Below are 13,943 nucleotides of genomic sequence, written 5' to 3'. Positions count from 1 at the left end.
CGTTCGGTTGTAGTGTCGCATATCGTGAACGAACATATTGGATACATACGATCATTTCCCGGTCTCTCCGTTTGGATGTCGTATTTTCGTTATCTCGGTGTTCATCCGGCCAAGCACTACCCACAACGTGCCTGTTGTGACGGAGGACTCCGCATTGTCACAGAGATAGCTTCTCTTTCCATCTGATAATCCACCCATGAGACGACTTACAGTACTCTTGTGTATGAGCGTGTTCTGCGCACACGCTACCTTTGCGCAACATTCGCTTCAAACAGACGACGGAGCAGGGCACTACTCGCTGATCACCGGCGCGAATCCCGGCGGCACCTACACGTTGCCTGTCGGCGGAGGCCTGCTGCTGACGAGTTCGTCACTTACGAGCTACGGATGGTCGCTCACCGGGAATGGCTCGACGAACCCGGCAACAAATTTTCTCGGGACGACCGACAACCTGCCGCTCGTCGTCAAGACCAATAATATCGAACGCCTTCGCGTGCTCACCAACGGCACGCTCGGCTTCGGTACCACGACGCCGAACTCGACCTACAGCACGGCGAAGTTCGAGATGGCTTCGGAAGGATATCTGGCGCCGACCGATATGCTCATCCGTAACGCTGTCGATAATTTTGGCTACGCACCCGGTTACATTATTGAGCATGCACGCGGGACGCTTGCCGCGCCAACGGCCGTGCTCGCGGGCGATTACCTGGGTGCATTCTGGGTTTTAAGCTACGACGGCACGAACCACGTGCCGAGCGCAGGGATCGATGTATGGAGCGACGCTGCCGTTGCCACGGGGAAAGTGCCGGCGAAGATCGTCTTCTCGACGGCTGACGCATCGACGGGCTTCATCACTCCGCGCATGACGATCCGCAGCAGCGGCTTTGTCGGCATCGGCGAAGCGAATCCGGGCGCGCTGCTCTCAGTGGGCTCAGGCAATCTTCTTCAGGTGAACTCGAGCGGTGATCTTGCGAAGATCAAGAACGTCAGCTACTCATGGCCCGCTTCGAATGCCCTCGGTTCATTGACGAATGATGGAAGCGGCAATCTTTCGTGGAGCGCGGCAAGCGGTTGGCTGACGACGGGTAACAATGTCAGCGGCTCGGACTTCGCGAACAATCTGATCGGCTCGACCGCCGGTTCGACGCTCACACCCGTTCGCATCATTGTCAACGGAACGGTTGCGATGAGCTTCACAAACATCGGCGGCTTAGGCCCGAACGTGATCGGTGGGCTGAGTAACAACACGGTCAACATCGGTACCGGACCGAGCACAGCGACGGGAATCAACGTCATCGGGGGCGGCGGTAATAACACGCTTACCGGTGGCGAAGCGAGCGTGATCGGCGGTGGATTTTCGAACACGGTCACCTCAAATGCCGGCGGCGACGGTGACGTCAATACGATCGCTGGTGGACTCTTCAATCAGATCATCAGCAACTACGGCTTTTCAGGGGTAGGACTGAATTTCATCGGCGGCGGACGAAGCAACCATGCGAACGGCGCGGCAGCGGCAAACACCGGGTACAACACGGTTGCCGGCGGTCAGTCAAACGATGCAAGCGGTGCGGCAACATCGGGCAGTGGCTGGAATTTCATCGGCGGCGGTAACGGCAACACCGCCTACGGTGGCGGCTCTGTAATCGGTGGGGGATTTGGCAACTACTCTATTGGATCGTACTCAAGCGTCGGTGGTGGCTTCGATAATGTCGCAGGCAGCGCGACTGCGATCGCCGATGTTGTCGCGGGTGGGTATATCAATAGCGCTACCGGTGGCAGCTCAACCGTTGGTGGCGGAACATACAATACTGCAGCCGGCTTGTTCTCTACGATCCCGGGCGGTGCTGGGCTGACGCTCAATGGTGCCGGATCCTTTGGATTCCTCGCCAACCCTGTGGCGACGACCTATTTTATGACCGTGAACGCTTCAATGACGAGCGTATTCGGTAATACCGATATCTGGCTTGCGAGCAATGACAACACAGCACACGCGCTCTACTTTTACGCGCCATACAATGCGAACGGTGCATTTCCGAATGGCACGAAGTATGTAGCGTTCAAAGCCGGTGCCGTTGCAACATCAGTCACCTACACCCTGCCGACAGCGGACGGATCGAACGGAGACGTGCTAACCACCAATGGCAGCGGCGTGATGAGTTGGACCACACCCTCTGCACCCGCAGTTACCTACGGTGGTAATTCCGGTGGCAACACCGCAAACAACTCATTCCTGAGTCCATTCGGCAGCGGAGCGAGCGCTGTCGAAGCACAGCAGCAGATCGTTGTGACCCGCAATGGGATCCTGAAACATCTCTATGCGAATCTCACTGCTGCGCCGGGTGTCGGAAGTTCAAAGACATTTACTGTGCGTGTCAACGGTGTCTCTACCGCCATCTCCGTAACCCTTACCGGAGCCGTAACGTCCGGGTCCGACGTCGCGAACACGGTCGCTGTCGTAGCGGGAGATCTGGTGACGATTTTAGTGACACATACCGGCGCACCGGTTGGGTCGGTCGGCGCATTCGGGCTCGAGTTGTACTGATATTATGGCGAATGCGAGCATTACGTGAATGACCGCGATCGTCACGAGCAATTGAGTAACATCGGAGCAACTCCAAATGAAAAAGCCCGGACAGTGTCCGGGCTTTTTCCTATGATATCGTAGCGCGATCAGAGGCTATACTCTTTGAGCAACTGTCGTGCGATGACGATGTGCTGGATCTCCGATGTGCCTTCGTAGATCTGCGTGATCTTCGCGTCGCGAAGTGCGCGCTCGACGAGATACTCGCGGACGTAGCCGTAGCCGCCGTGGATCTGCACTGCTTCGTTCGCCACTTCGAATGCGATCGTCGAAGCGTAGAGCTTCGCCATCGCCGCTTCCTTGATGTAGCTCTCGTGGTTGTCTTTGCAACGGGCAGCGCGCATGATAAGCAGGCGTGCGGCTTCGATCTTCGTCGCCATCTCGGCGATCTTGAATTGAATCGCTTGCAACTGATTGATCGGCTGACCGAACGCGTGACGCTCGAACGAGTACTTCACTGCCTTCTCGTATGCGCCGCTTGCGATGCCGAGCGCTTGTGCGGCGATGCCGATGCGTCCGCCGTTGAGCGTTTCCATCGCGATCTTGAAGCCTTCGCCTTCGTTGCCGAGACGGTTCGCATCCGGCACGCGGACGCCCGTGAACGCAAGCGAGCATGTATCCGACGAGCGAATACCAAGTTTGTCTTCTTTCAAACCATGCTCAAAACCCGGCATGCCCTTCTCGAGGATAAAGGCAGTGATGCCTTTATGCTTCTTCGATGCATCGGTCTGGGCGAAGACGATGAAGTAATCGGCCGACGTGCCGTTGGTGATCCAGTTCTTCGCACCGTCGATGATCCAGTCGTTGCCGTCGCGCTTGGCGGTCGTCGCCTGCTGCGTTGCATCGGAGCCGACGCCCGGTTCGCTCAGGCAATATGCGCCGAGTTTTTGTCCGCTGGCGAGCGGCGTGAGGATACGCTTTTTCTGTTCTTCGGTGCCATAGGTCTCGAGGCCCCAGCACACAAGCGAATTATTCACGGACATGACCACCGACACCGATGCATCCACTTTGGATACCTCTTCCATGGCGATGACGTAGCTGACCGCATCGAGTCCGGCGCCGCCGTACTCCGGCGAGACCATCATGCCCATGAAGCCAAGCTCGCCGAGCTTCTTCACGATCTCGGCGGGGAATTCGCCGGTCTTATCGCGTTCGACCGCACTCGGTGCGATCTCGTTCTCGGCAAATTCCCGCGCGGCATCGCGGATGGCAATATGGTCGTCGCTCAGATTGAAATTCATGGTTCGTATCCTGATTTATAGGGGTCAATAGAACGACAAAAATACGAAGGTTGCGCATTTTGGGAGGTGAATGCTGAAATTTGAATGCTGCAGCTAAACAGAACGGGGTGGCCTCTCCCGAAGCCGCCCCGCTCGTTACTCGTTACATTTAACTCGTTACTACTCCTGATGCACGAGCTTCACCGTCTTCACCTCACCGAAGCCGGTCGAGATGCGGGCATAGAGGGTGCCGCTTGGTAGAGACGTGCCGTCAATGCGGATCGTATGCGACCCCGCATCGAGCGAGCGGCCCTTGCCGTCACCCCAGACCATGCGGCCGAGTTCGTCGTAGATCGAGATGGTCACGTAGGTCATGCGGTTGAGCGTGAACGAGAGTTCTGTCTCATTCACGAATGGGTTTGGGCTGCTCGCGAACGAAGAAAGGAAGGTTGACGTCGGAGTAACAGAAGGCGTTTTCACGCCGTTTGTTAGCAGGAACCCGAGACCGAGAGAGTCCAGCGGGATTGAGTGACTCGGATCTTGGCCATGCTGCCAAGCGTATATGCTGTCCTTCGAAATTTGGCTATCCAGTCCACTACCTCCAGTACAAGGTGAGTGGTCCCGAATATACTCCAGTACTGCCAAGTTGCAGATCGTTGGGTCGTAGCCCTTATAGTGTTGGTAAGTACCAGCGATCGAGCCAAGACACCGACAGTAGTATGCACTACCCTGGGCTCCGAGATTGAGCACTGAGACAAGCCAGTCTCTGTACTGATTGTAGATAGTCGTATCCACCGCAAGAACACGCATGTCCCCATCCAGGTCGGGGAATGCAAGGTACGCAAGCGGATCCGTAGCCGCACAATTTTCTACGTACATGCGTAGGGTGTCATACTGCATTCGTGCTTCCTGCCAGTTCGATGGAGCATATCCCTTCCAATTGGCTAGTCGTTCGCAGAGCGACGACTGTTCAGGCACCATGACTGTTGAGGCAAGCAATGGTTTCGCGGCGAAGGAGATTGACGCAAGTAAGGCAAAGAGACCTGTCGCGATCAGAAGCTGGACGGTCACCAAGCGGAGGGTAGGCATGAGATAGAGTGATTTGATGAATGTTTCTATACGAAGAACCCAAAGCATACGGACTAGTTGCGTGCGTAGAGTACAAGACTGGGTTTGATCCGTATTCTCCTCATAGCTTCGGAACCGAGACACCGGACAGAAAGATACTGCGTCGGAGGAGTTGAGTGCCGATGGCACAATGTACTCGCAACCCAAGGTGGCGCTTCGAATATGTCGGGGTGCACCGCCCCGTTCGGGGCTCGGGGAGGTCCTGCCGACATCCACCCAGGGTTGCGGCCTTCGGCCTCCACCCTGGGCTGCGAGTACAACGCCCCGTTGGGGCTGCGGCGCGGTTTGCGTTTCGCTCGAGGCAGGCCATCACCCACGACCCCGGAGGGGTCCAAGTCAATAGCCAGGGGTGAAACCCCTGGTCCAATCCGATCATTATCGTGGATAACCCTGAAAGGGTGTGAGGATATTTCGCCCTTCCAGGGCTCGGAGGAAAAACGCAACCGAACGTCACCAGGGGTTGCGGCCTTCGGCCTTCACCCCTGGCTATTGACGGATACCCCTCCGGGGTAATGATTTTGTATGATCTTGTTAGCCCCGCGAGGGGCGGCCCGGCGTGCGAATGATGGGAAACACCGCCCCATTCGGGGCTCGGTTCGTCTTGCCGACATCGACCCATGGTTGCGACCTTCGGCCTCCACCCTGGGCTATAAGTATGAGGCCGCGTTGGGGGGCGTTTACTGCTTATAGCTCCCAAGGAGCCCATAATATTAAATCTCAAGAATATGGTTTAGTCTATTGCTAAAAAGAACCTTATTGGGTATATATATCTGATTCACTTGCATGTCATTCCGACCAACGGGAGGAATCTGTAGTTGGTACCGAGCTATAGGCATTCAGGATACCGATAGATCGGTCTCGTCACAGATTCCTCCCGTTGGTCGGAATGACACTGCGGTAAAATGTTCCTTAATTTGGGCCGGCTTTTGTTTATGGGACGGTGGTGAGGGGGAAGACAATCAACACATCGAATAAAAAAGGCTTCAGTACCCATACATTCGAAAGGACGATTTCGGTGCTGGGTTGGAATTCAATACGCGCAGCGGCGACCCGGTTCTACTGTATCTTTGTCGAACGAATATCCTTCATCATTCACATTCAGTAAACATCAATGGGTAGAACAATAGCGTGTGTATTCGTCCTTGCGGTGCTCCTGAGCGCGTGTAAAAGCAGCACCGACTCGAACACCGATCCGCTTTCGGGTGTGACATGGAAGAGCCTGACACTCGGTTCGAGTTTGACGTACCTTGTGGAAGAACTCGATTCGACGGACAACCTCGTCGCCGGGAAAGCCTTCCAGTTGACGATGGTCGTCGACTCCGTCGGCCTCGCGGAGTGGGGTCGTACGAATGTCATCAGAATTCGTCAAGACGATCCGCAGCCGATCTTTATTTCGTACGATGAGAATGGCGATTTATTGATCCTTAATACCACTACGACCAACGGCGTCGTCACGGATTTTTCTTGGGAGCGATTGCCCGTCAAATCGCGGATAGCGAACACGCCACCGACAACGGATTCGACCTATCCGAACGGGAATGTTTCGAAGACGCAAGTCACGGACACGTTCGACGGCTCGGAGAATATCACGACGGCCGGCAAGTCCTTCGGCTGTGCGCGGGTGATCAGCACGTATGTCGGGAGCACCGATTATCCCAGTGGCGGCCAAAGCAAGTATGTGACCACGACCACATCGTGGTATGCGCCGGAACTCGGATTTTTCGTCGAGTATCGTGAGAAGGATCTTTCCTATAGCGACGGAACGATCACGAGCAGCAAGGGTTGGTTGTGGCGGCTGACGTCATACCACATCCAGTAGTCATCGTTGGCGTGAGCGTATACAATAGCACGGGCGGCCATCTGACCGCCCGTGTGCGTTCGCGCGTATGTGTGATGATGGATCGGCTTAGAAGTTGACTTCCGTCGTTTCGACACGAGCAGTAACGCGGATGGTCTCCGCAGTGCCGCCGTTGTTACGGATCTGGAAGTCGAGTTCGCCCGAGGCGGTACCGACGACCTGCACGCCCCAGCCGGTGGGCTCGGCAGTCGTGAGGTTCGTCACCGTCGATCCGGGTGCGATGTTGACCGTACCTGCATTATTGATACATACTCCTGAGATATCCCATGCGCCGTAGTTCGCACCGCCGCCCGTTGCTTTCGCGGCGATGGTGGCATGGAAGGCGAATGTCGCGCTTGCGGGCACGGCGATCTTGGAGCTGCCGCCATCGACCGGGATCGAGTGCCATGTGCCCGAGTTGTCGTTGTATGACAAGTAGGGGACAAAGACGGATGTTTGCATCGTGCTGCCGCTGATCGAGCCGGCACTCTGTGCAAACTGACCGAAGTTCGCCGCAACGGACTGCACGCCGATTGCCGTAGAGTAGACGCCGCTCGCCGTGTTGTTATATCCGCCGACAACCGTCGCGCCGACATTCGACGCGACATTGCTTTCACCGCCACCGATCGCAGAGACTCGGCCCGATGCCGTGTTGTTTAATCCGCCTGCGATCATCGACCCGTTCCCCGAAGCGGTGTTGCCGAACGTGTTCGTGCCGTCGTATCCGCCGCCGCCGACGTATGCGCCTGCGCCCGATGCGGTGTTGCTCGATCCGCCGACCGCCGTTGCTGCATTGCCCGACGCGGTGTTACCATATCCTCCGAGAACCGACGCATGCAGATTCGATGCCGTTCCGAGCTCGCCTGCGACCACGACCGATACGACACCGGATGCAGTGTTCGTCCCGCCACCGCCGATGTAGGAATAATTTGCCGTTGCGTTGTTACCGCCGCCGGCACTGACTGCCGCTGCCGTTGCTGTTGCGGTGTTAGTCGAACCGCCGCCGATGACGGTATAGTCACCGCTGGCGGAGTTGTTATAGCCGCCGCCGATCGTCGAACGGAATCCGCCTGCAATGTTGATGTTGCCGCCGACGACAATCGCGTAGCTTGCGGTCGCTTGGTTTTGAATGCCGCCGCCAATGAACGACGCTCCGCCGGATGCGGTGTTGCCGATGCCGCCGACGACGATCGCCGTCGGAGCACTGGCCGTGTTGCCGAGCGTGACACCGCCGTTATAGCCGCCACCGCCGATAAACGAACCGATGCCCGAGGCAACGTTGCTCGATCCGCCGACTGCTGTCGAGGCGTCGCCGGTTGCCTGGTTCGCATAGCCGCCGAGGACCGACGCATGAAGATTCGATGCCACACCAAGTTCGCCGCCGCCGATCACCGAGACGCTCCCACTCGTCGTGTTATTTCGACCGCCGCCGATCGCCGAGTAATTTGCCGAAGCATTGTTCGTATATCCTCCGGCGACCGTTGCACGGAATGTGGCGGTGTTTGCAGATCCGCCGCCGATCACTGCATCGTTGCTGACCGTGTGATTTTGAAAGCCGCCGCCGATGAACGATGCGACGCCGTCGTTCGTGTTCGAAAGGCCGCCGGCGATCGTCGCATTGTTGACATTCACCGTATTGAGATTCCCGCCACCGATCACCGCTAGGTTTGCTGCAGCCGCGATAACATTGACTGCGCCGCCGCCAACGACCGAGTAACCGCCATCAACCGTGTTGTTCGCACCACCGCCAACGGTCGCGCCGGCCGCTGTGGCTGCATTGGTATTGCCGCCCGCAACGGTCGAGTATCCGCCGGTCGCCGAATTCCCGTTACCGCCGCCGACCGTGTTGTAGCCGACGTTCGTGCCTGTCGGGGATGCAATATTCCCCGATCCGCCACCAACAGTGTTCTGGCCCGAGTTCACTGTCGCCGAGCCCTGTGCTTTGTTGCTCCAACCGCCGCCGATCACGTTAAAGCCTGACGACTGACCGTCGCTGCCGGTTGCCAGATTGAAATTTCCTCCGCCGACGAAGTTGCCGCCGGAATAAAGACTTGCTGTGGTACCGGCGTTCGCGCTGTTGGCCTGTCCGCCAGCGACGGTATTGATGCCGCAGAACCCAGTGCCTGCTCCGCCGATCGCAGTATTGTTCACACCGCCGCCGATGGTGTTGCCGCCGGTGTTATCGACGGTGCCGCTGTTTGCCCAATTGTTGTTACCGCCGGCGACCGTGTTATATCCGCTCGATGTTCCAGCACCGCCTTTGGCCTGATTAAATATTCCGCCTGCGACCGTATTGAAACCGCTTGCAACACCGCCATCGCCGCTTGCATTGTTTTGTGCGCCGCCAGCGACGCTGTTGAAGCCGCTCTGAAGGCCGCCGCCGCCATTCGAGATGTTCTGATAGCCGGAGCCGATGAAATTAAATCCGCTCTGCGTACCGCCGCCACCGCTGATTTGGCTCTTGTAGCCTCCGGCGATGACGTTGAAGCCGGAGTAGGTTCCTGCGCCGCCCGTCATAATGTTCTGATATCCGCCGCCGATGAAGTTATACCCGGAGTTGAACACGCCGGTGCCCGTGATGCTGTGATGCGATCCGCCGGCGATGACGTTGAGTCCGCCGCCGTTCGACCCGACGGCCGACGAGTTGATCGCATTGACACTGCCGCCGCCGATGACATTCATGTCGTTGTTGTTGCCATCGTTGATGCCGACGATCGAGTTGGTGCTGCCGCCTGCGATCACGTCGTTGCTGGCCGTGCCGATCGTGTTCGTCGTGCCGCCGCCGATCACGTTGCCCATCGTCCCGATCGATGTGATGGCGTTGGTCGCCGTTCCGCCGATGATATTGGGTGTGGTCCCTGCTTCGAAGCGCATGGCGCGGACGCCGTTGACGATGATGTTCACCGGTTGCAGCGTGGAGCCGGCGAGTGTGCCGAGCACATTATCCGTCATATCGACACCGCTTGTGAGCGTGTTCCCCTGCAACTCCCAGAGCGTCGAACCGACGCTGGTATTCGTCAGGATGGTCCCGGGGGAGTTCGGGAGGGTGAAGATATTCATCGCGCCGGTGGTTGCGCCGGTGATGATGGAATAATGTCCGGCACCGTCATCGACTTGCAGCGTATGCTGCGCGAAGCTCGGCGAGACGAAACATGCAAGGGCAAGGGATACGATCAGCCTTCTCATACAACGTAATAATGATACTTGATTGAATCTCTCGCGAACTACCAACGGCGTCTGGGGCACAACCATAGTTCGCCACGATGCACATAATATAGCGGGGACCGGCCAAGAAATCGTACCGACACGGCCAAGCATAGAAAAGAAATGTGATAAGGTCTTCTCCAGATCGACCTGTTGCCACAAAACAAGCTGTGTGTATGGTGTGCGACTCAGTTTTGATGTATTTAGTATTATTGATACTCGTCACCTGAGCGAACTATCGTCATTCTGGGCGAACTATCGTCACCTGATCGAACTATCGTCATTCTGAGCGAAGCGAAGAATCCCTTCGGGTTGCCTCAGCGGTTCGTACAGACCGAAACGGGACGGACTGAGAGTCCGTCCTACTGGCGTCAACATACTACGGCTCCGCTAGAGGGATTCTTCGCTTCGCTCAGAATGACGTGTTGGGGTAAGGAGGCACTGCGGCTTCGCCGCATTGAGTCCGGCAGGACGGCCACAGGCGTAGCCCACGAATTCATTCGTGGGCGGGGTTCGTGGCAGGGCCGAATGTTTGTGGCTGCCGAAAGGGGACGGACTGAGAGTCCGTCCTACTGGCGTCGGTATGCTGCGGCTCCGCGAAAGGGATTCTTCGCGGAGCTTACATTGAGCGAAGCGAATGTGCTCAGAATGACAGTGTACGAAGTCGGAGAGAACAACGGCCGCATGCCCGATTTGGAACTAATTGATTCCAAAATTTCATTCACTATTATACGAGCGATCACACAGAGCGCACGTCGCATTTCCCCAAGCGCGAGAGAGACAGAGAGTCACGATGAAGTTACGAGCCGTGCAGGCACTATTCGGTGCTTGTATTATAGTGTTGTGTGTACTCAACGGACGAGCCGAAGAAGGAGGATATCTCAGTTCGCTTTCCGTTACCAAGGGAGACACACTTCGTTTTCATATTTCTACCACCCTCGATACATTTTCGATCGGCATCACCCGTCTCGGTGCCGAGCATGTTCGTGTTGCTACGATCGACGGTGTGCATGGCGGCTTGCAGCCCCTGCGCGATAGTGCCTATGCACTCGGCTGCGGATGGAAGGTCACCGCCGAACTGCGCATCCCGGACGAATGGTCCGCCGGAATGTACTCGGCCGAATTTCCGACGACGTCCGGTATGAAGCGCATTATCTTCTGCGTGAGAGAACGCGTGCCGGGTTCGACGTCGAAGATGCTCGTATCTATGTCGTCGAATACGTGGCAGGCCTATAATAGCTTCGGCGGCAAGAGCCTCTACGATTTTAACTCCACCAATACCACGGCTTCGTATAAGGTCTCGTTTGAACGTCCGTTCACAAATTGGATGAGCTCGATCTATTTCAAACATGCCGACAAACTCATCCGCTGGATCGAGAAAGAACACATCGACTACGAGACGTGCATGATGAACGATCTCGACGCCGACCCGTCGCTGCTCGATGCGTACGATGTGTTCGTCATCGGCGGCCACTCGGAATATTGGTCGCGCACCGAACGCACGGCAATCCAGCACTTCGTCGATCGAGGTGGACGCATCATCGTCCTCGGCGGCAATACCTGTTGGTGGCAGGTCCGCTTCGAAGATGCCGGCAAGACGATGGTGTGCTATAAGAGCGCGAATCGTGACCCGCTCTATGGCGTCGATAATTCCGTCGTCACCGAGAACTGGGGCCGCGATCCGATCAACGAGCCCGAGAATTCGCTCATCGGTGTCAGCTTCGAACACGGTGGGTATGTCAATCACGACTCCGTGCTGCTCGGTATTAATGGAAGCGGAGGATATACGGTCTTTCACAGCGACGACTGGATCTTCCGCGGCACGAACGTTCGCGACGGCGACATATTCGGTCATGCGTCGGCGATTGTCGGTTACGAAGTCGATGGCGCTCTCTACTATTGGGGCCGCGATAGCATGATGGCGCTCATCGGCGCCGATCGCACGCCTCGAAATTTCCGGATCCTCGGCCTCTCGCCTGCCGCAAGCGAATCGGGTGGGACGACCGGCGCGGCGACGATGGGGTATTACATCATGCCGAACGGCGGCGCTGTGTTCAATGCGGCAACAATCAATTGGTCGGACGGACTTGCCATGGGCGATACGACCGTCGAGTGGGTGACACGCAACGTGATGCGCCGCTTCCGTTCGCACGATCCGTTTCCGCCGCAGGTGGTTTCGTATGCGCCGCGAACGATGACGAGCGATTCGATCAACGCGCAACACGTCTTTACTCCTCATCGCGTCTTGCACTTTTCGATCAATCGTAACGATACGCTGGTTGTGCATGCACAGGACCCGCAGGGGTTGCCGCTGACGTACACATGGCAGTGGGGAAAGTGGATGCTCGGCACCGATTCGGTGCTGGTGCTCGACCGGTATAAGAAGATGCATCACGAAGACGAGTCCACGGTGACCGTCACGATCTCGAACGGCTTCGACAGTACGACGCTCGATTGGCGGTTCATCGATACGGCAGTGGTCTTTACCTCGTTTCCAAGCTCGACCATCGTTGCTCGCGGCGATTGGTATGTCTATCGCCCCCAAGCAAGCGCACAGCGCGACGAGCATCCGAAGATCACGATGCTCTCCGGTCCTCGGTGGTTGCAGATCGACCGGTTCGGCACCCTCTCGGGCCGCGCGGATACGTCGGCCGCTGAGTATCCGGTAACGCTTGCCGCTTCCGATCACCGAGGGCACATGACGACCCAATCGTTCACCGTGACCGTCATCAATGCATTCGCCGATGTCAGCGTCGAAGCGCACGAGCTTGCAGAGCCGACCGTCAGCCCGAATCCGTTCAACACTGCATCGAACGTGACATTCGCATGTCCGGCGAATGCAACCGTTACCGTCGAATTAGTGAGCGAAACGGGGGTGATCGTCCGGACACTCTGCAACGACGAGCGATTCGCAGGAGGCGCTGTCTCGCTGCGTTTCGACGGAGCGGGGGACGACGGACGCCCGCTTGCATGTGGATTATATCTCTGTCGGATCGTTATTCGCGACGCCGACGGACGCGTTTCGACCTACATCAGGTCGGTTCGCAAAGTGTAACCTCACCCACGTTCGTCGCATCCAGGATGTGACGAATATTCCCCCCTTCTCCCCTTCGGGGGAGAAGGTTGGGTGGGGTTAACGAGACACCATGTGTCGCGGGTCGTTTGCTGTCTTTTGGCACAACCTCTTCTTCGGCAGCCCGACGTGTTTCGTTCGTAACTTTGAGTACCCGGGACGTACACTCCTCGCGGGTTTCTAACCGAACTACGAGACAATGAAAAAGTCATGGCTTATTATCGGCTCGATCCTCTTTGTAGTGATCGTGCTTTTCAGTTGGTGGCGCAGTACCTATAATGGCATGGTACAGCTCGACCAAAACATCAAGGAATCGATCGGCAACCTCAATACCGCCTATCAGCGTCGAAGCGATCTTATCCCGAATCTTGTGTCCACCGTCCAGGGCTCGGTACAAGCCGAGCGCAGCACGCTCGATGCGGTCATTAGCGCCCGCGCCCGTGCGACGAGCGTTCAACTCACGCCCGAGGCCCTCAAGGATCCGCAGGCAATGGCGAATTTCGAGAAAATGCAGGGCGAGCTTTCGGGCGCGCTCTCGCGTCTGCTGGTCACGGTCGAGAAATACCCCGACTTGAAGTCGCAGGCGAACTTCCAAACGCTCATGTCGCAGATTGAAGGCGCCGAAAACCGGGTTGCAACCGAGCGCAAGACATATAATGAACGTGTGAAAGAGTACAATACCCGTATCCTCTCGTTTCCGGCCAGCATTATCGCCGGGATGAGCGGATTTAAGGAATACCAGGTGTTCCAAGCTGCCCAAGGAGCCGAAAATGCGCCAAAAGTGAACTTCGGCACCGAACCGACCCAGGCACCTGCGTCGCAGGAGCCCGCTCCGTCAACTGCACCAGAGCCCAAGAACGGGGTTGCCAGACCGTCGAAATGACGATGGCCGTCGGACGG

Annotated in this window: 7 protein-coding genes; 4 read left to right on the top strand and 3 right to left on the bottom strand. The window is 57.1% G+C overall.

All coding sequences use genetic code 11. The annotated features are described in order from the left end of the window. Nucleotides 1–196: 196 nt before the first annotated feature. Entirely contained in the window at nucleotides 197–2,542 is a 2,346-nt protein-coding gene (locus JSS75_08745; protein MBS1903776.1) for a hypothetical protein, read from the top strand. A gap of 128 nt (nucleotides 2,543–2,670) precedes the next feature. Here JSS75_08745 and JSS75_08740 read toward each other — a convergent pair whose 3' ends face one another. Beyond that, nucleotides 2,671–3,822, bottom strand: a complete 1,152-nt coding sequence (locus JSS75_08740) for an acyl-CoA dehydrogenase (GenBank protein ID MBS1903775.1) — start codon at nucleotides 3,820–3,822, stop codon at nucleotides 2,671–2,673. A gap of 159 nt (nucleotides 3,823–3,981) precedes the next feature. Then, entirely contained in the window at nucleotides 3,982–4,890 is a 909-nt protein-coding gene (locus JSS75_08735; GenBank protein MBS1903774.1) for a T9SS type A sorting domain-containing protein, read from the bottom strand. A gap of 1,150 nt (nucleotides 4,891–6,040) precedes the next feature. Between JSS75_08735 and JSS75_08730 the strand changes: the two genes are divergently transcribed. Next, nucleotides 6,041–6,748 carry a hypothetical protein gene (locus JSS75_08730; protein ID MBS1903773.1) on the top strand — a complete coding sequence of 236 codons (708 nt, stop codon included), beginning with the start codon at nucleotides 6,041–6,043 and terminating at the stop codon, nucleotides 6,746–6,748. 87 nt (nucleotides 6,749–6,835) lie between these two features. On the opposite strand, the gene JSS75_08725 is transcribed toward JSS75_08730, so the two are convergent. Further along, nucleotides 6,836–9,952 (bottom strand): hypothetical protein, encoded by a 3,117-nt coding sequence (locus JSS75_08725; protein MBS1903772.1) that lies wholly within the window; start codon nucleotides 9,950–9,952, stop codon nucleotides 6,836–6,838. 811 nt (nucleotides 9,953–10,763) lie between these two features. Here JSS75_08725 and JSS75_08720 point away from each other — a divergent pair. Further along, nucleotides 10,764–13,025, top strand: a complete 2,262-nt coding sequence (locus JSS75_08720; GenBank protein MBS1903771.1) for a hypothetical protein — start codon at nucleotides 10,764–10,766, stop codon at nucleotides 13,023–13,025. Between the two features lie 217 nt (nucleotides 13,026–13,242). Next, nucleotides 13,243–13,926: a LemA family protein gene (locus JSS75_08715; GenBank protein MBS1903770.1), complete on the top strand. Its 684-nt coding sequence runs from the start codon at nucleotides 13,243–13,245 to the stop codon at nucleotides 13,924–13,926. Nucleotides 13,927–13,943: the final 17 nt, after the last annotated feature.

It is taken from the genome of Bacteroidota bacterium (assembly GCA_018266755.1).
Lineage (GTDB): Bacteria > Bacteroidota > Ignavibacteria > Palsa-1295 > Palsa-1295 > JAFDZW01.
The sequence above is the reverse complement of the archived record's forward strand: the minus strand, read 5'-3'. Positions and strand labels throughout refer to the sequence as shown.